At 47.7% G+C, this 26,577-nt stretch carries 29 protein-coding genes; 12 read left to right on the top strand and 17 right to left on the bottom strand.

The genetic code is table 11. The annotated features are described in order from the left end of the window. Positions 1-135 precede the first annotated feature (135 nt). Together V4C51_RS02470 and V4C51_RS02465 are read left to right on the top strand one after the other, a co-directional pair. Entirely contained in the window at positions 136-429 is a 294-nt protein-coding gene (locus V4C51_RS02470; RefSeq protein ID WP_330924541.1) for a hypothetical protein, read from the top strand. A 470-nt stretch (positions 430-899) separates the two neighbouring features. Next, positions 900-1,199: a hypothetical protein gene (locus V4C51_RS02465; protein ID WP_330924540.1), complete on the top strand. Its 300-nt coding sequence runs from the start codon at positions 900-902 to the stop codon at positions 1,197-1,199. Positions 1,200-1,350: 151 nt separating this feature from the next. On the opposite strand, the gene V4C51_RS02460 is transcribed toward V4C51_RS02465, so the two are convergent. From V4C51_RS02460 to V4C51_RS02440, 5 genes are read right to left on the bottom strand one after another with little or no spacing between them, the layout of a single operon-like run. Next, positions 1,351-2,004 carry an SCO family protein gene (locus V4C51_RS02460; RefSeq protein WP_330924539.1) on the bottom strand — a complete coding sequence of 218 codons (654 nt, stop codon included), beginning with the start codon at positions 2,002-2,004 and terminating at the stop codon, positions 1,351-1,353. A gap of 39 nt (positions 2,005-2,043) precedes the next feature. Next, positions 2,044-2,964 carry a heme o synthase gene (cyoE, locus tag V4C51_RS02455; RefSeq protein ID WP_330924538.1) on the bottom strand — a complete coding sequence of 307 codons (921 nt, stop codon included), beginning with the start codon at positions 2,962-2,964 and terminating at the stop codon, positions 2,044-2,046. After that, the gene (locus V4C51_RS02450; RefSeq protein ID WP_330924537.1) at positions 2,957-4,024 is read right to left on the bottom strand and encodes a COX15/CtaA family protein; all 1,068 of its coding nucleotides are present in this window, start codon (positions 4,022-4,024) and stop codon (positions 2,957-2,959) included. Before V4C51_RS02450 ends, cyoE begins: the two co-directional genes overlap by 8 nt. A 6-nt stretch (positions 4,025-4,030) precedes the next feature. Continuing rightward, complete coding sequence (locus tag V4C51_RS02445; RefSeq protein WP_330924536.1) at positions 4,031-4,618, bottom strand: hypothetical protein; 588 nt, start codon at positions 4,616-4,618, stop codon at positions 4,031-4,033. Continuing rightward, the gene (locus V4C51_RS02440; RefSeq protein WP_330924535.1) at positions 4,611-5,312 is read right to left on the bottom strand and encodes an SURF1 family protein; all 702 of its coding nucleotides are present in this window, start codon (positions 5,310-5,312) and stop codon (positions 4,611-4,613) included. The genes V4C51_RS02445 and V4C51_RS02440 overlap by 8 nt, the downstream gene beginning before the upstream one ends. Here V4C51_RS02440 and V4C51_RS02435 point away from each other — a divergent pair. Continuing rightward, positions 5,303-5,644 carry a DUF2909 family protein gene (locus tag V4C51_RS02435; protein ID WP_330924534.1) on the top strand — a complete coding sequence of 114 codons (342 nt, stop codon included), beginning with the start codon at positions 5,303-5,305 and terminating at the stop codon, positions 5,642-5,644. The genes V4C51_RS02440 and V4C51_RS02435 overlap by 10 nt on opposite strands. A 19-nt stretch (positions 5,645-5,663) precedes the next feature. On the opposite strand, the gene V4C51_RS02430 is transcribed toward V4C51_RS02435, so the two are convergent. The 5 genes from V4C51_RS02430 to coxB are packed head-to-tail and all read right to left on the bottom strand — an operon-like array spanning position 5,664 to position 10,455. Beyond that, entirely contained in the window at positions 5,664-6,554 is an 891-nt protein-coding gene (locus V4C51_RS02430; protein ID WP_330924533.1) for a cytochrome c oxidase subunit 3, read from the bottom strand. Further along, a complete protein-coding gene (locus V4C51_RS02425; RefSeq protein ID WP_330924532.1) occupies positions 6,554-7,120 on the bottom strand; it encodes a cytochrome c oxidase assembly protein in 567 nt (188 codons plus the stop codon). Before V4C51_RS02425 ends, V4C51_RS02430 begins: the two co-directional genes overlap by 1 nt. Before the next feature lie 38 nt (positions 7,121-7,158). Next, positions 7,159-7,653: a PH domain-containing protein gene (locus V4C51_RS02420; protein WP_330924531.1), complete on the bottom strand. Its 495-nt coding sequence runs from the start codon at positions 7,651-7,653 to the stop codon at positions 7,159-7,161. Between the two features lie 37 nt (positions 7,654-7,690). After that, on the bottom strand, positions 7,691-9,286 hold the full coding sequence (gene ctaD, locus V4C51_RS02415) for a cytochrome c oxidase subunit I (protein ID WP_330924530.1): 1,596 nt from the start codon (positions 9,284-9,286) through the stop codon (positions 7,691-7,693). 11 nt (positions 9,287-9,297) lie between these two features. Then, positions 9,298-10,455 (bottom strand): cytochrome c oxidase subunit II, encoded by a 1,158-nt coding sequence (gene coxB / locus V4C51_RS02410; protein ID WP_476577888.1) that lies wholly within the window; start codon positions 10,453-10,455, stop codon positions 9,298-9,300. Between the two features lie 326 nt (positions 10,456-10,781). On the opposite strand from coxB, the gene pyrF reads away from it, so the two are divergent. Together pyrF and V4C51_RS02400 are read left to right on the top strand one after the other, a co-directional pair. Beyond that, entirely contained in the window at positions 10,782-11,663 is an 882-nt protein-coding gene (pyrF, locus tag V4C51_RS02405) for an orotidine-5'-phosphate decarboxylase (RefSeq protein ID WP_330924528.1), read from the top strand. After that, a complete protein-coding gene (locus V4C51_RS02400) occupies positions 11,581-12,318 on the top strand; it encodes a uracil-DNA glycosylase family protein (RefSeq protein ID WP_330924527.1) in 738 nt (245 codons plus the stop codon). The genes pyrF and V4C51_RS02400 overlap by 83 nt, the downstream gene beginning before the upstream one ends. Positions 12,319-12,337: 19 nt before the next feature. Here V4C51_RS02400 and V4C51_RS02395 read toward each other — a convergent pair whose 3' ends face one another. Continuing rightward, positions 12,338-12,832, bottom strand: a complete 495-nt coding sequence (locus tag V4C51_RS02395) for a hypothetical protein (RefSeq protein ID WP_330924526.1) — start codon at positions 12,830-12,832, stop codon at positions 12,338-12,340. A 387-nt stretch (positions 12,833-13,219) separates the two neighbouring features. Here V4C51_RS02395 and V4C51_RS02390 point away from each other — a divergent pair, with 387 nt between their 5' ends. Next, complete coding sequence (locus V4C51_RS02390) at positions 13,220-13,744, top strand: adenine phosphoribosyltransferase (protein ID WP_330924525.1); 525 nt, start codon at positions 13,220-13,222, stop codon at positions 13,742-13,744. 111 nt (positions 13,745-13,855) lie between these two features. After that, positions 13,856-14,854, top strand: a complete 999-nt coding sequence (locus tag V4C51_RS02385) for a tetratricopeptide repeat protein (protein ID WP_330924524.1) — start codon at positions 13,856-13,858, stop codon at positions 14,852-14,854. A 23-nt stretch (positions 14,855-14,877) separates the two neighbouring features. Here V4C51_RS02385 and znuB read toward each other — a convergent pair whose 3' ends face one another. Genes znuB through V4C51_RS02370 form a run of 3 tightly spaced genes read right to left on the bottom strand, consistent with a single transcriptional unit; the run spans position 14,878 to position 16,924 of the window. Next, the gene (gene znuB, locus V4C51_RS02380) at positions 14,878-15,669 is read right to left on the bottom strand and encodes a zinc ABC transporter permease subunit ZnuB (RefSeq protein WP_330924523.1); all 792 of its coding nucleotides are present in this window, start codon (positions 15,667-15,669) and stop codon (positions 14,878-14,880) included. Beyond that, a complete protein-coding gene (gene znuC / locus V4C51_RS02375) occupies positions 15,669-16,418 on the bottom strand; it encodes a zinc ABC transporter ATP-binding protein ZnuC (RefSeq protein ID WP_330924522.1) in 750 nt (249 codons plus the stop codon). The genes znuB and znuC overlap by 1 nt, the downstream gene beginning before the upstream one ends. Continuing rightward, positions 16,415-16,924 (bottom strand): Fur family transcriptional regulator, encoded by a 510-nt coding sequence (locus V4C51_RS02370; protein ID WP_330924521.1) that lies wholly within the window; start codon positions 16,922-16,924, stop codon positions 16,415-16,417. The genes znuC and V4C51_RS02370 overlap by 4 nt, the downstream gene beginning before the upstream one ends. Positions 16,925-17,256: 332 nt before the next feature. On the opposite strand from V4C51_RS02370, the gene V4C51_RS02365 reads away from it, so the two are divergent. From V4C51_RS02365 to V4C51_RS02355, 3 genes are all read left to right on the top strand, one after another. Further along, positions 17,257-18,660, top strand: a complete 1,404-nt coding sequence (locus tag V4C51_RS02365; RefSeq protein ID WP_330924520.1) for a sodium:solute symporter family protein — start codon at positions 17,257-17,259, stop codon at positions 18,658-18,660. 344 nt (positions 18,661-19,004) lie between these two features. Next, positions 19,005-19,625 carry a transcription termination/antitermination NusG family protein gene (locus V4C51_RS02360; protein ID WP_330924519.1) on the top strand — a complete coding sequence of 207 codons (621 nt, stop codon included), beginning with the start codon at positions 19,005-19,007 and terminating at the stop codon, positions 19,623-19,625. Then, positions 19,615-20,550 (top strand): alpha/beta hydrolase, encoded by a 936-nt coding sequence (locus tag V4C51_RS02355; RefSeq protein WP_330924518.1) that lies wholly within the window; start codon positions 19,615-19,617, stop codon positions 20,548-20,550. The genes V4C51_RS02360 and V4C51_RS02355 overlap by 11 nt, the downstream gene beginning before the upstream one ends. A gap of 195 nt (positions 20,551-20,745) precedes the next feature. Here the strand turns inward: V4C51_RS02355 and V4C51_RS02350 are convergent, their stop codons facing one another. The 3 genes from V4C51_RS02350 to V4C51_RS02340 all read right to left on the bottom strand — a co-directional run bounded on the left by V4C51_RS02350 (position 20,746) and on the right by V4C51_RS02340 (position 22,959). Next, on the bottom strand, positions 20,746-21,300 hold the full coding sequence (locus V4C51_RS02350; RefSeq protein ID WP_330924517.1) for a YggT family protein: 555 nt from the start codon (positions 21,298-21,300) through the stop codon (positions 20,746-20,748). 129 nt (positions 21,301-21,429) lie between these two features. Next, positions 21,430-22,263 (bottom strand): pyrroline-5-carboxylate reductase, encoded by an 834-nt coding sequence (gene proC / locus V4C51_RS02345; RefSeq protein WP_330924516.1) that lies wholly within the window; start codon positions 22,261-22,263, stop codon positions 21,430-21,432. Between the two features lie 12 nt (positions 22,264-22,275). After that, complete coding sequence (locus V4C51_RS02340) at positions 22,276-22,959, bottom strand: YggS family pyridoxal phosphate-dependent enzyme (RefSeq protein WP_330924515.1); 684 nt, start codon at positions 22,957-22,959, stop codon at positions 22,276-22,278. 319 nt (positions 22,960-23,278) lie between these two features. Between V4C51_RS02340 and V4C51_RS02335 the strand changes: the two genes are divergently transcribed. Both V4C51_RS02335 and V4C51_RS02330 read left to right on the top strand, forming a co-directional pair. Further along, positions 23,279-24,313, top strand: a complete 1,035-nt coding sequence (locus V4C51_RS02335) for a type IV pilus twitching motility protein PilT (protein WP_330924514.1) — start codon at positions 23,279-23,281, stop codon at positions 24,311-24,313. A gap of 248 nt (positions 24,314-24,561) precedes the next feature. Then, the gene (locus tag V4C51_RS02330; RefSeq protein WP_330924513.1) at positions 24,562-25,944 is read left to right on the top strand and encodes a hypothetical protein; all 1,383 of its coding nucleotides are present in this window, start codon (positions 24,562-24,564) and stop codon (positions 25,942-25,944) included. The last annotated feature ends 633 nt before the right edge of the window (positions 25,945-26,577 follow it).

Here is a 26,577-nt window from a genome sequence, read left to right as displayed (position 1 = left end):
CTGGAAACAAGGGCTTCTATAGTGACGACTTTGCCTTCTTAAAGAGTAGCGCCTATATTTAGCCTGCATAGCGCCGCTTTTTATCTCTTTCCATCTCTTTTCATCTCTTTTCATCTCTTTTCATTGGAGTCTGGTATGAAAAAAAATATCCTCTATTTTAGCCTTCCCGCGCTGATGCTGTGGGCAGCTTCGAATGTTTACGCGAGTTCATGTAAGAAAGATTTGAGTGCAATATATAACGTCACTGACAAACATGGTTGCATGTTTGTGAAAAAGGATGCTGTGATCTGTTCGGTTTTTGGCCCTGCTACCACCAGAGGCAATCAGTGTGGTGGAGGGGCAAAGGGGCCAGGTTCAAAGGGGGTTACTTATTCATTGTCTTGGACGAGAGGTCACTGGGGGCAGACGCTTGTCGCCACCAGGAGATAGCAGGGCAGTTTTCTAGTCATTTAGTCGTGTTCATTTCAACGTTAATTTGGTAGTGGCTCACACTGCTGTGGCTTTAAAGGGCTATTTTGACAATGAGCAAGCGTGTTTTTAACCCACTGATAACATCGATCTTTCGGCTCCCATTCAGGCGATAAAGCCGACTTGAGAAAGGAGGATTTTTACTTGTTCGAGGCTTTTGATTAACCGTGTGTGCATGATGATTTTCATCCTCTGCCCATGGACGAAAGGGACAATGCACAGGCCCATTTGATTCTGGAAACAAGGGCTTCCTTTAGGCTCATTTTATCGTAGAGAGGATTTTGCTTTATTCAACGCTGTCATGGGATATATCACTCAATTCACTAAAATTCACCAAGGCGAGTACAGGTTGCTGATTTGGGTTCACACAGCAAACGCCTATATTTAGACTTTATACCTTCAATTTTCATCGCTTTACACCGGAGTCTGGCATGAAAAAGAGTATCCTCTATTTTAGCCTTCCCGCTTTGATACTGTGGGCAGCCTCGAATGTCTATGCAAGTTCGTGTAAGGAAGATTTTAATAAGATGCATTCTACAGTTGTTAAAGATACAGAGATTTTTTCGAAAAATGGCAAATTAATGGTTGCGGTTTCTGGACCTGTCACCACCCATAGCAGTTCGTGTGGAGCATGGGGATGGGGTCCAGGTGTAGAGAGCTTTCGCGCTCATTATAAATTGTCTTGGACGAAAGGTAACTGGGAAAATACACTTATTACCCAAGGAGGCTGACCGAGAATAGACTGCCCTACTGCGGTTGCGATAAATTGGTCTAAAAATTCCTGCTTCTTCATCAAATAGCCCCGCTATTCTCCTCAGAAGCAGGAATTTTATCCTCAATTTCTCGCAATCCTCGCTAAGGGCGCTATTCTCGGTCAGCCTCCTAGAATAATTCATCCATTGCCTGGATTATCGTGATTATCCGTGTTGAGTCCAGCGGCGGTCGGATAAACCCGTGGTGGTCTCCTTTGGGATTAATGATGGCCAAATTGGCACTATGGTCAACCAAGTAAAACGCATCTTTGGGGTTTGTTACCGGTGTAAAAGCCACATTTAATTGCTGCGTCAAATCATAAATCGCTTTTATTCCTCCGGTAAGTCCGACAAAATCAGGATTAAAGTAGGGTACGTAGCCACTGAGTTTCTCAACGGTATCGCGGGCAGGGTCAACAGTGACCATTACGTAATGGATTTTCGCTGCCAGCTCTGGATGGGTTTCCTTGAGTCGTTTGTCCATTTTGTTGAGTTGCCCCAAAGTGGCAGGGCAGATATCCGGGCAAAAGGTGTAGCCAAAATACATTATCGTCCAATTACCCGTCAGGCTTTCTTTAGTGAAGGGCTGTCCTCTGTGGTTAACCAGACCCGTAACATTGAAGCTACGCGGGGTATCAAATACTATTGCCCCCATGCCCTGAAGTTGCTCTTTTGTCAGCGGGGGCTTGTTCAGGTATTTATAAACTGTTCCCCCGAGTATCACGGCAATCACTGCCAGTAGTGCAAATACCGTTTTTTTTATGGCCTTGTTTGTATTATTCATCGGTTCAATATTCCCCCGGAAAAAGCCTGTTGCAGGGTGTCAGACCCACAAATAAAAGGCGTAGTGATCAACCAGCAGTACAACAAACAGCAGCATTAAATAAATGATTGAAAATTTAAACGTACTCATGGCTGCATCAGGCTTACTGTCTTTCATCAGAACGATTGACCAATAGAAAAAGCGTGCTCCTAAAACGACAGAACCTGTCAGATAAATAAGACCACTCATTCCGGTAATAAACGGCAAAAGACTTACAATCTGAAGAATAATGGTATACAGCACAATGTGCAGTTTCGTGTATTGAATACCGTGTGTGACTGGCAGCATCGGAATATTCGCTTTAACATAATCATCCCGCCGATGAATCGCCAGTGCCCAGAAGTGCGGTGGTGTCCAGGCAAAAATAATCAACACCAGCAGTAATGCATGCCCTTCAAAGTGCCCCGTTACTGCTGTCCAACCCAATAATGGCGGCGCAGCACCGGCTATCCCGCCAATCACAATATTTTGTGGTGTAGCGCGTTTTAACAACGACGTATAAATGACAGCATAACCCAGTAATGAAGCGAGGGTGAGCCAGGCCGTTAACGGATTAATGAGTACCATGAGCATTACCATGCCCACGGTGCCGATCACCAGGGCAAACAGAAAAGCCTGCAACGGCTCCACACGTCCTCCCGCTATTGGTCGTTTCTGTGTTCTTGCCATGAGTGTATCAATACGCCTGTCAACAATATGATTGATGACAGCAGCCGAGCCCGCGCAAAGGGCAATACCCAGATTGCCAAACACTACAACATCCAGCGGCACCCACCCAGGTGTTGCCAGACACATACCAATCCATGATGTTAATAGCATTAACGCGACAACACGGGGCTTGGTTAATTCAATATAATCTCTCCAGCTAGCCCCTGAAGTAGCGTTGTGTTCAAGGGCTAAAGCCGTTTTATTTTTATTCATAGATTGGACCTTTTACATCCTTGTCAACCAAGTCGCTTAGACGGTAGTTAAATATGACCATCGATAAAAGCAATAAGGCTCCACCAATGTTATGTGCTACGGCAATAAACAGTGGCAGGTGCCAATGTACATTACTGATGCCCAGCAGAACCTGAAGTATCAACGCCAATAGAATAAATAGCGATAATTGACGTACACTCTGTCGCTCAACGATGGCCACTCCCCTGGCATAGCTACTGGCAATCAGCAGCATGCCTGCCAGGACAACAAAAACGAAGATTGCCCCTATGCGGTGGGTCAGATGAATTGCGGTTCTGGCGGCTGAATCCAGCTTGCCGCCCAGGTAATTGGGGCCGATGGCATGATCAAACTTAAAGCCCTTTTCAAAGTTGGTTTCGGGCCACCACTGTCCCTGACACATGGGCAAGTCTGGACAAGCCAGTGCCGCGTAGTTAGCGCTGGTCCAACCCCCAAGTGCAATTTGCGCAATCACCAGAGCCAGTCCGGCCCGCGCCCAGCGCCGTAATCGTAATAATCGCCAGGTGGGCGGCAACTGTTTCCAGTTAGAGTCCGACAGTCGCATGGTTAATAAAAACAATAAACTCACTGTCGCAAATCCACCAAGCAGGTGTGCCGCGACGACCTGAGGCCATAGCTTTAATGTTACGGTCCACATACCAAAAGCCGCTTGAAGAATGATTAATCCAAGAATGACAAACGGCAGTTTTCCAGGCTGTCCCTGCTTATGACGGTGTTTAAATAACCGATATGTCAGCACCAAGACAACCAGCATCAGCAGTCCGGCAACGTAACGGTGTACCATTTCTGCCCACCCTTTTGCTACATCCACCGGCGCGTCAGGAAATCGCTCTGTCGCAACAGCGATGGCGTGTTCAGAGACAGGCACGGTTAAAAAACCATAACAGCCGGGCCAGTCCGGGCAACCCAGCCCGGCATGAACCAGGCGTGTATAAGCCCCCAGTCCAACAACCACAAAGGCCAAAAAGGTGGCAAACAGCGCCAGCCAGTAGCCTTCTTTATGTTTATTTTTCTTTGACATACTGCTTTACCCTATATTGGAAGCCCTGAGTAATTTTTGCATATCCCTGAGCAGGTCGTTACCTTGCTGTTCGGGTTGATAATTCATCATTATGTTGCCTAACGGATCCATAATAAAATACTGTCCTTCGGGCCATGCGCTAACAGACAGGGCTTTTTCTACGGTCTCAGGTTTTGCCTGTAGCCAGAAAACATCGGGATGTTTCCTCTTAACAGCTTCACTAACCAATGACTTGTTTTTAGAAATAAGTAGCCGTGTAACACGATTTGCTTCCTTCGCCAAACCGAGGTGAACTTGCCGTGTGATATACAGGCTGTTCTGACAGGATGGATCAGCACAGGCAGCATCACCAAACACAATGATAGCCCAGCGACCTGACAGCAAATCAGGGGAAAAAGAGGGGTTGTTTTCCAGACTGACCAGATCATCAAATTGACTCGGTGGTAATAACAGCGTGCCTTTATTCGTGCGCCCTTCTGGCACCCACTGCCCGGAAAAATACATAAACCAGGCCAGACCAAACAACAGAAATGGCAACACGAACACAATGGCTGCCTGCCAGCGACTACGACGGGTTACCCCTTCCTTAATCATGGGACGACTCCTTTTTTCTTATTTGGTGGGCATAAAGCCCTAACAGTACCAGCGCCATGGTAAACCACTGTATGGCGTAGCCAAGGTGCTTGTCAGATTTGACCGGGATTGTCAGTGGACGTATTTCAAACGCGGCAGGTTGCCCGACATCAAGACGAACCACCCAGGGGGGCACCGATGCCTTTAACACGGTAGTAAACTGCTGGAAATCCAGTGATTGAATGAGTTTCGGCCAGCCGTTACCCCAGTCATCCTTAGCCAAAAGCAATGATTGACCCAGGGGTTTTTGGATACGGCCTGTTAATAAATAATTATTATCATTTGTAGTGACCGAAGGTAGCTTGTTCCTTTGGGGCAATGGCAGCCACCCCCGGTTAACTAATAACCACTGTTGTTTATCCGTGACAAACGGCATAATCACATCGACACCCGCCTGCCCACGGTGTATCTGGTTATCAAGAAAAAATACATGGTCTGAAAGAAAGTGTCCTTTCAGGGTAACGGGTAACAAATGTGGGTTATCCATCGTCATCAGAGCTGATAACGACTGAGAAGAAAAGTTAAGGCGCTCAGCCGCAAGGGACTCAACGGCCATTTTCTGGTGATAGCGAGCAAGCTGCCAGAAACCCAGGCTCAGCAGTGTGGGAAGCAGGAACAATACCAAAAGCGATAACTTGCGTTTATATGCCAACATCTGGTGACCTCTCCCTGCCAGAATGCATAGACTTTGTTATGCTAGTAAACCTGCCTGTTGCACAAGAGGTTCAGCGTTCTGACATGTGGTACACAATAATAATTATTCTTCTGTTCTTTGCGATTCTGGTCAGTCTGGCCTGTGGCTTTTATTTTCTGCTGACCGATCAAAAAGGCTCTGGCCGATTACTGGCATCACTGACTGTACGCATCACCTTAACCGTATTGCTGATGCTGACCATTTTGTTCGCATGGTTGCAGGGGGATAGTAGCAGTCATGGGCCAGGTTTTTCGTTAACCAGGAGCCTGTCGGACTTATGCTTGAAAGCATAAGTCCGACAGGCTCCTGTTATCACACAAGATACACAAAAATAAAAAGTCCGACCCAGATAACATCCACAAAGTGCCAGTACCAGCTGGCCGACTCAAAAGCAAAATGCTTTTCCGGCTCAAAATGGCCTTTATAAATACGCGCCAGCATCACGGTCAGCATAATCGCGCCGAGCGTCACGTGGGCACCGTGAAAGCCCGTGAGAATAAAGAACGTCGAGCCATAAATCCCAGCTTGCAATGTTAAGCCAAGCTCGGTATAGGCTTCAATATATTCCTCCACCTGAAAGAATAGAAAGGCAAAGCCCAGAATCAATGTGAGGATCATCCAGAGCTTGAGTTTATGGCGATCATCTCGACGCAGGGCATGATGGGCGAGTGTCAAGGTAATACTTGATGTCACCAGCAATAACGTATTCAGCAAAGGTAGATGGAAAGGGTCAACTAACGCGGCAGGCCCTGGAAATTGCTCATTGTCGGGATTACTCATCAAAGGCCAGTCAGCGGTAAAACCCTGCCATAACAGCTGATTGGTCATGCCATGGTGGCCTTCACCCCCTAACCAGGGCACCGAGAAAAATCTGACATAAAACAATACGCCAAAAAAAGCAGCAAAGAACATCACCTCTGAGAAAATAAACCAACTCATGCCCCAGCGAAAACTGCGATCCATTTGTTGAGAGTATAAACCGGCGCGAGATTCCTCAATGACATTGCCAAACCAGCCAAAGAGCATCCATGCCATAATCAGTCCACCAACAAAAAGCACCCAGTGTCCTATGGAATCTTTTTCACCGGCACTCATATCTGTCATCATCATGGCAGTGCCAGTCAAGGTCAGAAACAGGCCAATGGAGGCAATAATCGGCCATTTGCTTTGTGCGGGAACGTAATATGATCCTTCATTTTCCATTAGCTTTCCCCCTCATTTTTTGCCCCTAAATGGGTAACGTCAAACAACGTATAAGACAGCGTAAGTGTTTTAATGTGTTTTGGCAGATCCTGATCCACAATAACCCGTAGCGGCATCACTTTCTCTTCACGGGCTTCCAGTACCTGCGTGGTAAAGCAAAAGCATTCCACCTTGTGGAGATAATTCGTTGCCTGGAACGGGCTGACGCTCGGGATAGACTGTGTCACTGCTCGTTGGTTTGTCGGGTTTTTAATGAAAAAATCAAGCACCCCCACTTCTCCCGGATGCACACTGATTTCTGACACACTGGGTTTGAATTCCCAGTTGATATCGCCATTTTGCGTGGAAACAAACTGGACTGTTATGGTTCGGCTGGTATCGATTTCCGCACGTTTATTTTCATAAGGTGTATCACTGGTTTTGCCATTAAGGCCGGTGACCTGACAAAACACGTCGTACAATGGCACCATAGCAAAACCAAAACCAAACATACCTATTGCTATCAGAGTCGAGCGAATAAGCGTACGGCGGGTATCGTTTTCTACCTTGTCGTCGTTATCACTCATTCGCTGCTCCCTTTTACCTTTTCTGGCTTTATGGTGAGTTACGCGGGCTCAAGCTCACCTGCCTTTGAAGTAGTGACTTTAACCGGTTCTTTCTGCTCAAGGGATTCCTGAATTTCATAAAAACTTTTTCTAAATATCAAAGGTGCACTGATACCTGGAACAGGTGCTTTTGGTGCTCCAGCACCAGAAACAACAATACTGCCATAATCAAAGATACGGCCCAGAATCCCCTGATCAACCTGAATACTCTCTATTTTGGGAATATGTATTTCAATTGTGCTTCTCCTGATTAATCCAAACTTGGCTATCACTCGCCTGTTTGTTATCCCTATTTCGTTGGTGTAGTAGGCTGTCGCAACAGATGCCAAAAAAAACAGGCCAATCAAGGGGCCAATGATGTTTAGTTCACCAAAGGAAAATAGTAACAGTACCCCAAGAGCTATTCTTGGAGAAAAAGACCAAAGGCTGGTTTTTCCTTTATGGAGAATTTTCTCACCCTTTATCAGGTTTGTTTCGATATAAGACATGCCCATTTTTATCACTCCTTGTTGTAGTGTTTTTGCAGAAAAATCATTTCACATCCGGTGGTGTAGAAAAGGTGTGATACGGTGCGGGTGAGGGCACGCTCCACTCCAGCCCATGGGCGCCTTCCCAGCTTTTTGCTTCGCTTTTTTTGCCACCTTTGACGCACTTGATCACAACAAATAAAAACAACAACTGCGTAGTACCAAACAGAAAACCACCAATACTGGCTATCTGGTTAAAGTCCGCAAACTGCAGCGCATAGTCAGGAATGCGTCTTGGCATACCGGCCAACCCGATAAAGTGCATGGGGAAGAACGTCAGGTTCATGCCAATAAAGGACATCCAGAAATGGGTCTTTGCCAGCGTTTCATCGTACATATACCCTGTCCACTTTGGCAGCCAGTAATACACTGCCGCATAAATGGCAAAAATAGCGCCAGGGACCAATACATAATGGAAATGCGCCACTACAAAGTAAGTGTCGTGGTATTGAAAATCGGCAGGGGCAATGGAGAGCATTAATCCTGAAAAACCGCCAAGGGTAAACAGCACCACAAAGGCAATGGAGAATAGCATCGGCGTTTCAAAGGTCATGGAGCCGCGGAACATGGTGGTGACCCAGTTAAATACCTTCACCCCCGTTGGCACAGCAATCAGCATGGTAGCGTACATAAAGAACAGCTCACCCACCAGCGGAATACCTACGGTAAACATATGATGCGCCCAAACAATAAACGATAAAAACGCAATACTGGCTGTGGCATAAACCATAGAGGAGTAACCAAACAGTTGCTTACGGGCAAAAGCAGGAATGACGCAAGAGACAATACCGAAAGACGGCAAAATCATAATATAGACTTCAGGATGACCAAAGAACCAGAAGATATGTTGAAACAACACTGGATCACCACCACCACCGGCATTAAAAAAGCTGGTGCCAAAATGAATGTCCATCAGCATCATGGTGACAACACCTGCCAAAACCGGCATGACCGCAATCAATAAATAGGCAGTGATCAGCCAGGTCCAGCAAAACAACGGCATTTTCATCAATGTCATGCCCGGCGCGCGGAGGTTGAGAATAGTCGCGATGATATTGATTGCTCCCATGATGGACGAGATGCCCAGCATATGGATGGCAAAAATAAAGAAGGTCGTCGACGGTGGCGCGTAATCCGTAGACAGCGGTGCGTAAAACGTCCAGCCAAAATTAGGGCCGCCACCTTCCATAAACAAGGTGCTGATCAGCATCAGCGCAGCAAAAGGCAGAATCCAGAAACTCCAGTTATTCATCCGTGGCATAGCCATATCCGGCGCGCCAATCATCAAAGGAATCATCCAGTTAGCCAGGCCAACAAAGGCGGGCATCACGGCTCCAAACACCATAATTAATCCGTGCATGGTCGTCATCTGGTTAAAAAAACCAGGCTCCACAATATGAAGCCCAGGCTGGAACAGTTCAGCCCGAATAATCATGGCCATGGCACCGCCAATAAGGAACATGATAAAGCTAAACCATAAATACATGGAGCCAATGTCTTTATGGTTAGTGGTATACACCCAGCGCATCAGGCCTTTAGCGGGGCCATGGTCGTGTTCATCGTGATGGTCGTTTATATGATCGTCTTTCACAGCAGTCATCCTGATTCTCCTTACTGACTGCCCTGTGGGGACGCAGTCTTCAATTCACCGGTTTTTTTGAATTCAAGAATCTGTTTTGGCGTGACCATCTCGCCGGTATTGTTACCCCAGGCATTACGCTCATAGGTAATAACAGCAGCCAGATCCACTTCACTTAACTGCGCGGCAAAGGCCTGCATCGCGGTTCCTTTTTTACCATTGACGACGATATCTACATGTTCTGTAATCCGTTCTTTTTCTGTAGCTATGGCAGAGCCTTTCAGTGCCGGAAATAACGGTGGCATACCCTGACCTTGTGGCATATGGCAGGCGCTACACATTTTGTCGTACACCGTTTTACCCTGCTCATTGAGCTCAGCCAGTGTCCAGTTTTTACTGGTCAGCTCTTTAATTTTGGCGGCTTCTGCTTTTTTCTCGGCCAGCCATTTGCGGTAATCATTTTCTGAGCGAACGTCAACAACAATGGGCATATACCCGTGGTCTTTACCGCATAACTCAGCACACTGACCACGGTAAATGCCGGGCTCTTCAATACGAGTCCAGGCTTCGTTGATAAAACCGGGAATGGCATCACGCTTAACAGCAAACTGGGGCACCCACCAGGAATGAATCACATCCGATGCGGTAACCAGAAAACGAATTTTTTTACCCACAGGAAGGACTAAAGGCTCATCAACTTCTAAAAGATAATTGTCATTTTTATTGCGACTGTTATAGATTTCACTTTTTGGGGTCTTAAGATTACTGAAAAAAGAAACCTCTTCACCGAGGTATTCGTACTGCCACTTCCACTGATAGCCGGTAATTTTAATATCAATATCCGCATCACCCGTGTCGTAAATATCTATCAGGGTTTTTGTGGCAGGAATGGCCATAAGCACCAGAATCAGCAAAGGAATGGCTGTCCACAGAATTTCTACCAGCGTGCTCTCATGAAATTGTTCAGGCTTTGCTCCTTTGGATTTACGATGAACGATGATGGAGTAAAACATCACCCCAAACACCACTGCGCCAATGGCGACACAGATGAAAAAGATGGTCATATGCAACCCGTAGATGGAGCGACTGACCTCTGTCACCCCTTCAGGCATATTGAATTCCCATGCGGCCCAGGCACCGACAGGCAGTACTGAACCCAAAAGCAGAAACAGCTTTCGTACGCAGAGCATCATTCCTTACATCCCCTGATTATCTGCCAGGCAGATACATATTATTGTTATTGCGCAAAAGCCTATGGCTTTGCCTTCAGAGGTGTCAACGCAGGCTTATGGGACAGCTTTACCCGGCGGACCTGGAACACGTTTTATTTTTTTAGTCATACCCGAACACGGCGGTATTTCATTTAGATACTCTACCCCTCCTGCCATAAAAATATCAATAGAAACAAGCAATAAGTACAGAGTGGCCGCACTTTCTCGCACTTTCTCGCACTTTCTGGATTTTAGGCCGAAATTGTCTTAAGTCCGACAGGCTCCTGGATAGAGGTAGCAGCTAATTGCCTTTGGCGAGTATCGCCATTGCTGTTAGACTTCTTGTCCGGCAAACGTTATCACCGAGGAAAACCATGGGATTTATTGACCGGATTCACCATGCGATGCAGAAAAACGACACACTGGCGTGTGTTGGCCTTGATCCATTACCCGAGCGTTTTCCTACGGCTGTGGCCAGCAGACCTGAAGCGATCTTTCAATTCAACAAAGCCATTGTTGACGCCACCTGTGATTTGGTCTGTGCCTACAAGCCCCAGGCAGCCCACTATCATGCCCAGGGTGCGGAAGATCAACTGGCAAAAACCATTGACTACATTAAAACCCGGTATCCTGATATTCAGGTGATTCTCGATTCCAAGCGTGGGGACATTGGCAGCACAGCAGATCAGTACGCTAAAGAAGCCTTTGAACGCTACCAGGCTGATGCGGTGACCATCAATCCTTATATGGGTATTGATACTATTGAACCCTTTTCACGCTATACCGATAAAGGAGCAATTGTTCTTTGTCGTACATCCAACGAGGGAGCCGGAGCGATTCAAAACCTGAAAGCAGGTAATCAGTGCTTGTATGAAATCATTGCGGAAAAAGCCGTTAACGAGTGGAATGCCAACAACAATATTTTACTGGTTGTAGGGGCCACTCACCCGAATGAACTCAAACATATCCGTCAAATTACCGGTGATATGACCTTTCTGGTGCCCGGCTTAGGCGCACAAGGCGGTGATGTGGAAGCCACGATCACCTGCGGGTTAAACAGTGAAAAGCGGGGTATGATTGTCAATTCGTCCCGTGGGATTATCTATGCCAGCGATGGGGATGATTTTGCTGAAGCGGCACGTAAAGCGGCAACGGCATTCAGAGATACGATCAATCAGTTTCGTTAATTCGGTTTGTCGTCCCATCCATTGTGCCGACAAGCTCCTTGGTAAAGCCATGGAAAACCTGCTGACCACTATACGACGTTGCACACAGTGTAAAGACCATTTACCCCTTGGCCCTCGCCCGGTGCTTATTGCTAATCCCATGGCCGAAGTTGTGATTATTGGTCAGGCACCAGGCACTAAAGTTCATGCCAGTGGCATCCCCTGGGATGATCAAAGTGGCCGGTTATTGCGTCAATGGCTACAGTTAACACCTGAACAGTTTTACCATAATGACAAAATCGCCATTATGCCCATGGGGTTTTGCTATCCGGGTAAAGGGAAATCCGGTGATCTGCCCCCAAGACCCGAGTGTGCCCCCCTGTGGCACCATGCTCTTTTAGAAAACATGCCACGCGTAAAGCTCATACTGCTGATTGGGCAATACAGTCAGAAGTATTACCTGAAAGCGCGAATGAAAAAAAACCTGACAGAAACCGTCGCCCACTATGAAGAGTATCTACCCTACTATTTTCCACTGCCGCACCCATCACCGCGTAACCGGTACTGGACGCAAAAGAACCCGTGGTTTGATGAGCGGGTGATTCCTGCTCTGCGTGAAAGACTCTTTGCTGTGTTTAAGTCCGACAGGCTCCTGGCTACAATCATTACTACTTAATCACTTACATATAAAGCTTTCACTCGTTTAAAGATTTGATTAGTTCCTCTGATTTAGCATTCAGCTCTTCAGAAGGAAATTTTGTTGCCCCTGGACGTATGGCGTAAAAACCGACGTCAAATCTGTCTTTAAGCGGTGTATAAATAGCCTCGGCATAAAAAGTGCCGAACTGGTTAATCGTCAGGTATTCATTTTCTGGCGAGAAGTTTTTCTTTATGGGGTAGGCGTGGTGAGTGGCTGACTCAACAGCAATGGCTAAACAGACATTGTTTGCCGTAAGATTTGTAATAAGTGAGCCAGTAGTAGAAATATACTCGAATAATACATTGGCTTCAGTCATCGCTTCTTTGATCAGTAAATTTGAGTAGCGTGTGAATGAATAAAAGCGACTGTACTTTCTAATCAGCTCAAGATTAACTTTCTTGACGTGCCAAACAACCTGGAGTTCTATTAAAACAGCAACAATGGAGTTTGGGATACAGTTTTTCCCACATTGACGAGGTACTGACAGCATATCTTTTCCCCCATTTGGAATAGGCATTTGCCTTTTTTTAGATTAGATGTAGCTTGAGTCGAATGGGTGATTTTTACTGGTTGTTGACAGAGAATATGCCGGGAAATCGTTCTGAAAGTTGCGCTGTTCTGTGGCGGTTCGGGATAAACAGCTTTGAAAACAATCCAGGAGCCTGTCGGGCTTAAGCTTTCGAGCATGAAATTCAGTAGAGCGAGTCAGATTTTTCGATGGATTTGTGCGAATAGTTGACCTATTTAAGCAAATTCATCGGAAAATATGGCCGCTCTTTCTGGATTTCAGGCCGAAATTGCCTTAAGTCCGACAGGCTCCTAGCCGAATGGCTTTGTTGATGTTGTATACTGGTCTGACCAAAGAGGCGTAAATCACATGCAGACACATAAGCAACTGACTGAACTTATCAGAGATGTACCTGATTATCCCACCAAAGGTATCACGTTTAAAGACATCACCCCTTTGCTGAGTGATGGTGAAGCCTATGCCTGCGTCATTGCGCGTTTGGCTGACCGTTACCGTGACTATGACGTTGACTGCATCCTTGGGATGGAAGCAAGGGGCTTTTGCTTTGCCGCGCCTCTGGCCGTCCAGTTGAAAACAGGCTTTATTCCTGCCCGTAAACCAGGCAAGTTGCCCCGGGAAGTGATCTCCGAACATTACACGCTGGAATATGACACCAGTTGCCTTGAAATCCACAAACACGACTTGCCCGCAGGAAGCCGTGTCTTGATTGTCGATGACGTACTTGCCACAGGGGGGACAGCCAGGGCGGTTACGCAACTGGTAAAAGCGCAGGGTGCTGACGTCGTTGAGTTGGCTTTTTTGGCAGAACTTTCTTACTTGAAAGGCAAAGACCTCTTAGATGGTTTTTCCATTTATTCCATGCTGGCGTTTTAACCGAAACTTTAAGAAGTAGTCTATTCTCGATTAGGCTCCCACGGATCGGTGACTGTAAATACCAGTCAGTTTTGATACGCTGTAAAAAAGCCTCCCATGGATACAACAAGGATGAAAAACAGTATTTATGCCGTTTTGGTGGCGATGATGCTCTCAGGCTGCGCGGCGACGGATAAGCTGGCACAAACGACAACAGACCCGGTAAAGGCTGAAACTGAAGGGCAGGCAGCTGATAAATCATTGAGCTTATACGACGGTGCCTGGGAAGAAAGTGTTAAACGAGCCAGTGGCATAAGAACGTCCACCGATGCTGAATACGCTGCTGACCGCGCCATGGGACGTAATAACCTTAACAAGGCTGCCGCTTATTACGCTCGGGCTTTTGAACTGGACAAGCGTAATGCCAAGGCCGGTTATAAACTGGCTCAACTGCACCAAAAAGCCGGCAACACGGGACAGGCGGAGCAAATTTACCGGTTTGTACTGAAAAGCTCTCCCCGCCATATTGCCAGCCTCGAAGGGCTGGGTCTTATCGTATTAGGACAGGATAACCGCAAAGAAGCGCGCCGCTTGCTGGTTAAGGCAGTGGCCGTTTTTCAGCATCAAGGTCCAACGGAGCGCTCCGCGCAAAACCATGCGCCGGTGAAAGCGTTCAATGGCCTGGGACAGCTGGCTGATATAGACGGACAGTTCCAGCAGGCACAGACCTATTATCAACAAGGGTTACAACTCGACCCGGGCAATACGGAACTGATGAATAACCAGGCTTATTCCCTGTTTATATCAGGGAACTGGCAACACGCTGAGCGCCTGTTGCGTGATGTGCTGAGCGTGGAGCCCCAATACACCCGGGCGATTTACAATCTGGCGCTGGTCAATGCCCAGGCCCGACGCTTTGATGAAGTCGCGGATTTGCTGGGGCGTTTTATGGAACCCTATGAAGCCAGCAATGATGCGGGCTATCTGGCTATGATGGCCGGTGACCTTAAGAGTGCGGAGGCACTGTTTCAAAAGGCCATCGACCAGGCTCCCTTTTACAATGAAGCCGCCTGGCGGAATATGGACAAGGTAAAACAACTGGAGACGGTTCCCCATAAGCAGCCCTTTTGAGAGGCGCTTTGGTCTGTCAGGCGTTAATGCTGCCTTGAAGGAAAAGGGCATTGACTCAACAGAAACAGTATAAAGCAGGATACCACAATAGAAGGGCCTGCCGGAGTATCCAGATACCACGATGAGGCCAGTCCACCGGTAACACCAGCCATGCCGAACAGCGCTGCTTTAACAGCCATTTGTTCAGGCGTACGGGAAAAGCGTTGGGCCGCGGCAGAGGGAATGATGAGCATAGAGGTAATCAACAGAACACCCACAATTTTCATGGCAGCGGCAATTACCAGGGCCATTATCACCGTCAGCGCTAATCGGATTTTTTTGACCGGTACGCCATCGACCTGTGCCAGTTCGGGATGAACAGACATGGCCAGCAATGGTCGCCACAAGAGTACCAAAGCAGCCATTACCAAAGTGCCACCGGCATAAATCCAGATAATATCTGTTAGATTGACCGCCAGCAGGTCACCAAACAGGTAGGCCATCATGTCCACACGCACATTATGGGCAAAGCTGATGGTAACAAGCCCAAGGGATAAACTGCTGTGGGCAAGTATACCCAGTAAGGTATCAGAGGCGAGGTTGTGTTTATCTTGCAACCTCGTCAACACCAGGGCTAGAAACAGCGAACAAACAATGACTGCCAGGATCAGGTTAACGCCCATTAACAGGCCAAGGGAGACACCCAGTAGTGCTGAGTGTGACAGGGTATCGCCGAAGTATGCCATTTTTCGCCAGACAACGAAACAACCCAGGGGGCCGGCAACCGCCGCGACACCATAGCCTGCCAGCAAGGCGTAGAGTAGCAAATCAGGCATTATTTGCCCTCCTTCTGGTCAGGGGTAATGTGACCATGGATATCATGGCTGTGGTCGTGTTGATGGGTATAAACAGCAAGACCCCCTGCGTCGCCACCAAACAGTCGTAAATAAGCGGGATGTTTTTTCACCGTGTGGGGATGACCAGAGCAACAAACATGCTGATTGATACAAACAACCCTGTCCGTTGATGCCATAACCAGATGCAAATCGTGGGATACCATCAGCACCGCGCATTGGTTTTCATTGCGCAATTCAGTGATCAGTTGATACAGCTCTTTCTGACCGCTGGCATCGACACCCTGAACAGGTTCATCAAGCACCAGAAGGTGGGGTTTTTTTAATAACGCACGCGCTAACAGGACTCGCTGAAGTTCGCCGCCAGAGAGCGACTGAACCGGGGAGTGAATGACCTTGCCAACACCCGTTCTGGCCAGTGCGGACTTAATATCAGCGGTTTTACTGCCGGTCAGTGATAAAAAGCGCTTGACTACCAGAGGCATGGTTCCGTTAACCTGGAGCTTTTGTGGCATATAGCCAATGCGTAATCCACGGGTCAGGATACGTTGGCCGGCACTGGCCTGCTGCAGCCCAAGAACAATACGAACCAATGTTGTTTTTCCGGCGCCATTAGGGCCAATAAGTGTGACAATTTCTCCTTTTTTTACGTCCATACTGATGGCGTGGAGAACAGTACGCCCTTGAAACGTCATACCGATATTGTGGAGACTGATTAAAGCGTCGTTCATAACAAGTGGGGGTCTTTCGTGCAGTTACGGCATAAGCCTGTCAGTTCAATCGATGCGCTCGACACCCTGAAACCATGCTCTTTTGCACAACGTTGCAGGGCTTTATTAATGACAGGGTCCTCAACTTCAATGGTAATACGGCACTGCTCGCAAATCAGAAACTCGCCTTTATGCGCCTGGCTGACATGTCCCTTGGGATTGGGGCAGCCGACATAGGCGTTAATGGAAGATAGCCGATGCACCAGTCCCTGCTCCTGAAGAAATTCCAGTGCCCGATAAACAGTGGGAGGCTGTGCCGGGCGGGATTCCTGCTTGGTCAGCGCCGCGAGAATATCATAAGCCCCGATGGGCTGATGGCTTTGCCATACCAGTGTTAACACGGTTTCGCGAAGTGGTGTCAGACGCACCCCCTTCTGCTGGCACAAGGTATGCGCTTTTTTTAGCGCCTGCGCTATACAGTCGCTGTGGTTGTGGGGCATATAGGCATTGTCAGGATGGGAGGCCATTACTTACCTGAATATTTCGGAATCTCGGAAAAAGGATATGTTATAGCATAATAAAGCGCAGGGTAAGCAAATAAAGCCTGCTCCACATGCTGCCTTGTTATGACCCCCCGCTTGCCCTATTCATTTCGGCAGGTAGAAAAGGCCATTGGTATTTTTACAATCTATGACTATATTAACCTCGGGTTCTAATTCTTTGAATGCGTTTTCAGTGACAAGAAGGCAGCCATCTGTGGCGCATTCTCACTGGCACCGTCGAAAAGATGCTTTTCTTGTCACGCCCAAAGCCAGGGCTCTGTTTATATCTTTCGTAACCACCGCGGAAACCTCTTCCAATGTCTCTCCCAGACTATGTCGTTATTATCTGCCTGTTCCTGTTCAACGCCTTGATAGCCGTTGGCTTTAGTAGAAATATCAAGACGTTTGAGGTTTTTGCCATTGGTCATCGCACCTTCGGCACCTTTGTTATTTTTGCCACCTTGTCTGCCTCCTTTTTAGGTGGGGGCTACACGCTGGGTAATGCGGAACGGGTCTTTAATGGGGGTATGCTGTTCGCCCTGGCCTTACTTGGGTTTAGTCTGAAAGAAATATTGATGGGCCAGTTTATTGCGCCAAGAATGGGACGTTTTCACGACTGTGTTTCAGTGGGTGATATCATGGAAAAAGCCTATGGCAAGCCCGGCAAAGTGTTTGCCGGGGTTTTTGGTATGCTGGTGTGCACGGGCATTTTAGGTGCTCAGGCCAATGCCATGGGGCAAATCATCAACACTTTTTTTGAGGGTCCACCCTATGTGGGCACTTTTATTGGTTTTGGCTTTATTGTCCTCTATTGCACCACAGGGGGGATGAAAGCGGTTGTTTATACGGATGTTATTCAGTTTCTGCTACTGGCCATCGCGCTTCCTGTCCTGTTCTATATTGGCCTGCAACATGTTGGTGGTTGGCATGAAGTGGTTGAGCAAACACCGGTTACATTCACGGCACCGTCGGAAACCCCCAGCTTCTGGTTTATTCTGACGCCATTGTTTCTGACGTTTATGCTCGGTGAAACAACGGTTCCCCCCTATGCTCAGCGGTTGTTGATGGCTAAAAATCCTGAAATAACCCGAAGGGCAACGTTGCTCAGTGGTTTTTTGTCCGCTCCGTTCTTTTTACTGGCCGGTGCTCTCGGACTCATTGCTCTGGTTATTAACCCTGATATTAATGGCAACCAGGCAATCCCTTTTCTGGCTGAAACCTTGTTATCCCCCGGGTGGAAAGGGCTGGTGATTGCCGGGCTGATTGCTATCGTCATGTCATCAGCATCCAGCTTTCTCAACGCGGCAGCCATTTGCGCGGTGAATGATGTCATCATGCCCCTTCGAAAAGCAGCAATAAATCCGTCTTCCTTACTATGGGTCGTTCGTATCATCACGCTGGTCGTTGGTGCTTTTTCTCTGCTTTTTGCCTTGTCATTCCAAAATGCCATGGACGCGCTGGTTTACGCTTACAATTTTTGGAGTCCGTTAATTCTTATCCCGCTGCTGGCAGTGATCCTGGATGTTTCTACCAGCCAGAGACAGCTATGGGGGAGTATTGTGGTGAGCCTGTTAGCCATGTTCATTTGCCAGCAAGTGCCCTGGTGGGGTGGAAAACTGTCGACAACGGTTGTTGGCGTAGTGGCCAGCCTGTTGAGTTTTCTGGCGCTTAAGCGCTGGAAATGCTCAAAAGATCTATCTATCACAGAGACGGGGATATAAGAACACCGGCCCTGAGAAGCAGTCTTAAAAGTCATGCTCCTACCGCGGCTACGATAAATGGGTCTGAAAAGTCGCTTTTGTTCGTCAAATAGTCCCGCTATTCTCCTCACAAAAGCGACTTTTTATCCTCTATTTCTCGCGGTCCTCGCTACGGGCAGACTTTTAAGACTGCTTCTGAGAAACAGAAAGCGCATTGAAACAGGCATCCATCTGTCTGGCTCAATGGCTGCCTGTTTTCAATGATTGCTTGTTGATTATTAGACAAAACGAGAATACGGTACTCTTATCGATTAACGTGTCGTTAATCATCGCATTGTGCAGTACGGATTGTCTGGGAATACAGGATGGCAAAACAACAGAGCATGAAAGAAGGGTGGTATCTGCTAAAGACCAAACCCAGACAGGAGCAACGTGCTGAAGAGCATCTTGAGAATCAGGGATTTGACGTGTTTTGCCCTATGATTTGCCCTTCCGGGTGTAAGGAGGAAGCCCTTTTCCCGGGGTATATCTTTTTGTACCTTGACTTGAAAGATTTAGGGAGCTTTTACAAAATCAAGTCTACGCGGGGCGTGGCAGGTATTGTCCGGTTTGATCATGTGAGCCGGCGCTTATATGCTGATGGCCGTATTACCTCGGCAGAGGGACACTCTAAGCATTTCTTGCCCAAACCTATCCCCAATGGGGAAAAGGTTATTGAACAGATCAGAAAAATGGTGGCTTTTCTGGCAACTCAGACAGAGGATACCTGCTTTGCTGAAGGTGATAACGTGATCATCCGAAACCCACTCTATGAGCACCTGAAAACGACGTTTGTTAAAGGGGTCAGTATGGACAGGGGGGTAGTGCTGATTGAGTACATCAGACAACAAAGAAATGTAGCGGGTCGTGTAGAAAAAACCGAAGCCTTACCTGTTAAGTCCGTGACTGTTAAGCTGACAGATTTGAAAAAAGCGGATGATTGTTAGTCATGTGAAGGCGAACCTTTCGCCGCTGACATTCAGTTGCCAGCCGTTAAGTCCTGATGAACGGGACTATGCCAGTTATTACAGTATTCATGCTGACGCGCTCCACAATGAGGTTTCCCACGAGCTTGGCTATATTGACTGCCCTTGCTACAGGATAGCTTGTCATTATTATGGGTTGCCTTCCCCCAAAGGCACTTTTTTTCTGTTCCATGGTTACTATGACCATGTTGGACTCTTCAGGCATGTTCTCACCTTTTTACTCAACAGAGGATATAGCGTACTGGCTTATGATCTACCGGGTCATGGCTTGTCCAGTGGTGCTCTGGCCTCTATTCCTGACTTTTCTGCTTATCGTGATGTCCTTGAAACTATCTTAAAGGCTTCAGAAGGGAGATTGCCCAGGCCCTGGCACGCATACGGGCAAAGTACCGGCTGTGCGATTATCACAGAGATGCTGCTGTCATGCTGTGAAACGCAGAAGCCGCTTCCTTTTCAACGGGTTGTCCTGTCAGCCCCGCTAGTGCGGCCCTATTTGTGGAAACTGGGGCGTTTGCAGCTTTACGCCAGCCGCTGGGCGATTAGCGCGTTACCTCGCAAGTTTACCAATAACTCCTGCGATCAGGCATTTCTTGCTTTTGCTAAACAAGACCCCCTTGCACCGCGTTTACTGCCTGTTGAGTGGGTGAATGCAATGGATCGCTGGATTCGCAGGGTGGAACAGGCAGCCCATCGCATCCCCCTTACCCCACTGATTGTCCAGGGCACCCATGATAAGACTGTGGATGCCAGGCACAATATTGCCATTCTCAGCAGGCTATACCAGCAGCCGGAAGTGCTCTATCTTAAAGGGGCCAGGCACCATTTGCCCAATGAAATACCCTCGACTCGCCAGGAGTATATGACGTGGCTTGGTCATTGGCTCTAGCTAGCCCGGATATTTCATAAACTGCCCTTAGAGCCGCAAGGAGCAAGCAAGGCCAGGAGCATGTTTATGAAATATCCGGGCTAGGAGCCTGTCGGACTTATGCTTTCGAGCTTAAGCCCGACAGGCTCCTGGTAATAGGAATCCCCTACTGATTTCTTTGAATCAGTGGGGGAGGATGTCAATTCCGTGCCCGGTTTATGCGATGCCAGCGAGCAGGTTCTTCAGGAAGTAAATAATAATAATGATGGCCATCAGGGAGAAATCCAGACCGCCCACAGGAGGAATCACCTTCCTGACCCGGCTCGAAAGAGGCTCTGTTAATTGGTGCAGTAGCATCAGGCCGGGGTTATAGCTTCCCTGGGCAACCCAGCTGGCAATGGCAATAATAATCAGGCTGTACATGTAAATGTTGAGAATATGGTCAGCCAGTTTTACCAGGCTGGTGATCACTACCTGTGGGACGGGTACCATGGCAGGTGGGAACCCCTGGATTGCCAGCAAACCATAAATCAATGCTATCTGCAGTATCAATGCCAGCACCAACGACGCAGCATCAATACCGCCAAACCCGGGAATGATTTTTCGTAATGGACTCAGCAGTGGCGATGTTATTTTGACAACAGCCTGGGAGATGGGGTTGTAAAAATCCGCGCGTACCGCTTGCAGCAAAAACCGCAACAGGACTGCCATAATATACAGTCCGCCAAGGGTCTGTAGTAAGAAAATAAAACTGGATGAAAATGCCGACATTCATGCCTCTCTTTGTGATTGTGCAGTGCTTCTCAAATAGCACCGGGTCAAATGAGCTAGGAGCCTGTCGGACTTATGCTCGAAAGCATAAGTCCGACAGGCTCCTAAGTATCCCAATGATAAAACAGCCTACCCTCTACTTAATGTTTCGGCCATTTCTTTAGCACGATATACGGCTTTGCCCATGGCTTTCTCCAGGAGCTGGTTCAGACCGCCTTCCTGTAACACACGAATGGCCTGTTCAGTGGTTCCGTTTGGTGAGCACACATTCTTTCTCAGCTGAACAATATCGTCACTATACTGCTGTGCCATAGTCGCAGCGCCAAGTGCCGTTTGAATCGTTAGTCGGCTGGCAACCTCAGGCGGAAGACCAAGCTTCACCCCTACATTTTCAATCGCTTCCATAAACAGGAAATAATAGGCCGGCGCACTGCCTGAGATAGCAATTACAGCATCAATGAGAGACTCGTCTTCAAGCCATTGAGCAATACCCACGGCGTTGAAAAGAGACGCTGTTATCGCCTTCTCAGCTTCCGTGACATGCTCATTGGCAAACAGTCCGCAGGCGCCAAGGCCAAGTAATGAGGGTATGTTAGGCATACTCCGCACAATGGCAAGAGGGTCACTGGCGCTCCAACGATTCAAACAGTCCATGGTGATGCCAGCGGCCACAGAGATCAGCAAGGGTCGTCTCCTCCCTAACACCGGTGCCGTTTCAGCCAGCACTGTTTGAATAAGTTGAGGTTTCACGCACAGCACCACAACATCGGCATCTGCTGCTTTGAGGTTGTCACCCGTGACAGGAACACCGAACCGGTCACTCACCGTCTGGCGGGTTTTTTCACTGGCTGCGGTAGCCATGATTTGTTCTGCCTTCCAGCCTTTATTTAGCATGCCACCAATAATAGCTTGTGCCATATTGCCTGCGCCGATAAAGCTGACCCGGCTTTTTGAATGTGTCATTGTTACCTCTTTTTAACGTTTTCCAAACAGGGCTGTACCGACTCTGACAATAGTAGCGCCCTCGGCAATGGCTACCTCAAGATCGCCTGTCATACCCATGGATAAAGTATCCATATGAAGAGCAAACTGTTGGTTTAGCCTGGTCAGATGGTCAGCCATTGCTTTAAAAGGAAGGCGCTGAGCCTGAGCATCGATCGTAGCGGCTGGAATCGCCATTAACCCCCGTAGTCTCAGGCAGGGGAGTTGCTTTATCGCGTTAACCAAAGCGGGCAGATCCGCTTCTGTTGCGCCAGATTTGCTTGCTTCGGCACTGATGTTTACCTGTAGGCAGATATTGAGCGGCGGGAGGCGCTCAGGGCGTTGCTCATTGAGCCTTGTTGCGATTTTCAGACGATCAACGCTGTGAACCCACTGAAAATGTGAGGCAATATCCCGTGTTTTATTGGATTGAATGGGGCCGATAAAATGCCAGCAGATACCCGGTAGCGCCTTCAGGGTAGCTTGTTTTTCAAGCGCCTCCTGCACATAACTTTCACCAAAGTGGCGTTGCCCAAGATGGTACGCCTCTTCAATGACCGAAGCGGACTTTTTTTTGCTGACAGCCAGTAGCTGTACGTTTTCGGTTCGTCCATTGGCTGCTTTGGCCTGCTCTATACGCTCAAACACTTGCTCAAAAGAGTGTTGTAATGGGTTCATAACGGGTTCATCTGAAAATAATCGTACTCAGAAGCAGTCTTAAACGTCATGCTCCTACCGCGGCTACGATAAATGGGTCTGAAAAGTCGCTGTTGTTCGTCAAATAGTCCCGCTATTGTCCTCACAAAAGCGGCTTTTTATCCTCCATTTCTCGCAGTCCTCGCTACGGGCAGACTTTTAAGACAGCTTCTCACCGCAAACTTTGCCACTGCTGGCCGATAGCTTTCTAAGACATTGTCTTTGGAAAACCGGGAACGCTTTTGTGCCTCGCCACTGACAGGCTCCTAGTGTACTCACTTCATCGTCTGAGGGATAATTTATGGATATTACTGAATTGCTGGCATTCAGCAACAAGCAAGGCGCGTCGGATCTTCACCTTTCTGCCGGAATGCCTCCAATGATTCGGATTGACGGCGATGTTAAACGGGTCAATGTACCGGCCATGGAACACAAAGAGGTTCATGCGCTGATCTATGACATCATGAGCGATAAGCAACGCAAGGAATTTGAAGAACATCTGGAAATCGACTTTTCCTTTGAAGTCCCGAGTGTCGCAAGGTTTCGTGTCAATGCTTTTAACCACTCTCGTGGTGCAGGCGCTGTTTTTAGAACCATTCCGACAAAAATCCTCTCTATGGATGATTTAGGTATGGGCAAGGTGTTTATGGACATTACTGCCAAACCCCGTGGTCTGATTGTGGTTACAGGACCCACAGGTTCGGGTAAAAGTACCACCATGGCTGCCATGCTTGACTACCTGAACGAGACAAAGTACGAACATATTCTGACCATTGAAGACCCGATTGAATTTGTTCACCCCCCAAAGAAGTGCCTGGTTAACCAACGGGAAGTCAACAGAGACACCCATAGTTTTGACAATGCCCTTCGCTCAGCATTACGAGAAGATCCCGATATCATTCTGGTGGGTGAGATGCGAGATCTTGAAACCATCCGGCTGGCACTCAGTGCGGCTGAAACCGGGCACCTGGTCTTTGGCACGTTACACACCACCTCAGCGGCTAAAACCATTGACCGAATCATTGATGTCTTCCCTGCTGATGAAAAGGCAATGGTTCGCTCTATGCTTTCTGAATCACTGGAGGCGGTGATTTCCCAAACCCTGCTGAAGAAAAAAGGCGGCGGTCGTGTGGCGGCCCATGAAATTATGCTGGGCACTTCCGCTATTCGTAATTTGATTCGTGAAGATAAGGTCGCTCAAATGTATTCTGCCATCCAAACAGGCAATGCGATTGGCATGCAGACACTGGATCAGTGCCTGGAGGGGTTAGTCAAAAAGAAAGTCATTACGGCGGAAGTGGCAAAGGAAAAAGCGAAAGACCCGGATAAGTTTTGATCTTCAATTAAGCCGTTGAACGTGGTTGTCCCCATGAACAGTCCCCATGAGTAATAAGGCTTCTGTTAGCCTGTTATCGAATAAGGTGTGTGCCCTTGTGGGGGAACGGCTTAATGCGGCAGGAAGGGAGATTATGAGCCGTTCTGCCCTTTCGAAAATTGTAAAGATTCTTTAAAGAGTTCTATTTATCTTCTATACAAAGTAGCAAATGTTACATTGTGCTTTTCACCGGCTTTTTGGCTTGGAGAATGAGTTGGCGTGTTTCTGGTCGCCAGATCAAGGTGGTGGACAGCAGGGTATTGTGTATGCCACTGACTAATGTGTTTGGTAATATCGAGCAAACAGCTATTGATGTCCAACTGGACGAGATGGCGGATGCTCGAAAAGGTATTCTCTATTTTCTGGGTAATACTCGTGCAGAGTACGTGCAAAAGAAATTTTCGTTCACCAATGCGGCATTGGTGTGTGGTGTAACGGATACGCCTACAATGCCCGGTGACTTGATGGCACTGCCCTCATGGCTCTACCAGCAAACATTGGGTAGAACCTCATTGGGGCGATCCCTGTCTGATATAGGCGGTTTTGCTGCTGAAGAAATTAGCAAAATAGACACGCTGATATCTGAGTTTTTTGCATGGGCGATTCATAGCCTGGCAACATTGTTTGGCCGTTTTAGCTCAACGGTTTCAAATTTCTTGCTCACTCTAAGCGCCGATTCGCTGATGGTGCTGGTGGCCACTGAACTTTCATCAACCTTTAAAGCCGCTGCTCTCGGTGCTGGGCATTATACCCTGCTGGCACAGCTTTACTCAGGCCTGGTTCATGCTGTTAAAGGATTAAAATCGTTTTTTACGCAGCTGTGGAAGGGTCGTAATGTTGATTTGTTAGGCGGCCACCCTTCTACCATTGCCAATGCTTTGGCACGGCACTCTCTGGCGAAAGTGGGCGGTGGTATTATGGATGCCGGTATTAATTTTGGCGTGGCAGTTGGTGCCACAGCCCTTGCTGCTTTTGGCCCGTTGCCGGTTATTGTGATGCATATTCTCAGGGACATTGTGGGTTGGATAGAAGGCGTTATCCAGCGCTATTTAGTGAATACTGCCTTTGAAACAGCCAAAAACGCCTGGCAGGAGATAAAAGCACATCACGCTAGCAGCGCAAATGTAGAACCCATTTTATTAACCGACCATGGTGCGTTCTCGAAATGGTTTCGTAAAGTTATGATTCCCTGTCCGATTATTGCCGCACTGACTGTGAGTTCCGGCTTTGCAGCTCACCCTTTGCGTTTTTTACAAATTTTAGATGACTCTCTCCTTGATAGAGTAACTAATCAAGACGACCCCAACCTTGTTCATACCTGCCATGCTGAGGCTGAAAAAATGCAGGCAGGTTTTCATTCAGGGGTGCAGCATATTGATCATCTGAAATCCTTTGCCGAGGGTTATATCCCGGAGTACTGTAACACGTATAACGTCAAGTTTTGCAGTGATGATCCTGTGATTTCCGCGCGCTTGAACACAATGATGATGGGTGTTACACCCCTAGAAGAGCCGGAAAGCCCCCCGGAGATTCAGCGGGAAGCCAAACTCCGGTTTGTGGGAGGGCCGTTTGGAGGGTACATTGCTTCTTGAAACAGTTATATACCTGTCGCCTTTCAAACGGCAACGTTGTTGGTGGCGTTCATTCGCTCCAGTCACCTCTTCTTTGAGTTCCTTACTTTTTTTGGCTAGTTATACCAATCGATTCTTCTAACTACGCTATTGCGTTGACAAACTGAACGCCAGATCCGCATTAAAACTCCTTGCAATAGCTTGGGCTATTACTCATCGTTCTGCCTTGTTCTGACGCCCAGTTTGCAGACTCTTACGGTAGTTAGAAAAGACGATTGGTATTAAATAATCTTTTGATGGTATCTTTCAAGGAGCCACCAACATTTTTATCAATGGCATTCTTTAAAGTGTTTTTTAGCTGCCTGCCTCGCCAAACTGTCGGCCATATGTTTGGAATCCTGGCCAGGCTATCGGAAGGGCGTGAACTGTGGCAAGGTGGATGTGTATAACTTCAGAGAAATGTAAAACTTCTTTATGATACCCTCTTCATCTTCTATATAAATAAAGTGCATAACTAACTGAAATTCTCACCGATGTTTCTGTTGTTGAGAAACACCTAGGAGCCTGTCGGACTTATGCTTTCGAGCATAAAATTCAGTAGGGCGAGTCAGAATTTTCGATCAATTTGTGCGAATAGTTGACCTATTTAAGCAA

The organism is Candidatus Sororendozoicomonas aggregata (assembly GCF_031528575.1).
Lineage (GTDB): Bacteria > Pseudomonadota > Gammaproteobacteria > Pseudomonadales > Endozoicomonadaceae > Endonucleibacter > Endonucleibacter aggregata.
The sequence above is the reverse complement of the archived record's forward strand: the minus strand, read 5'-3'. Positions and strand labels throughout refer to the sequence as shown.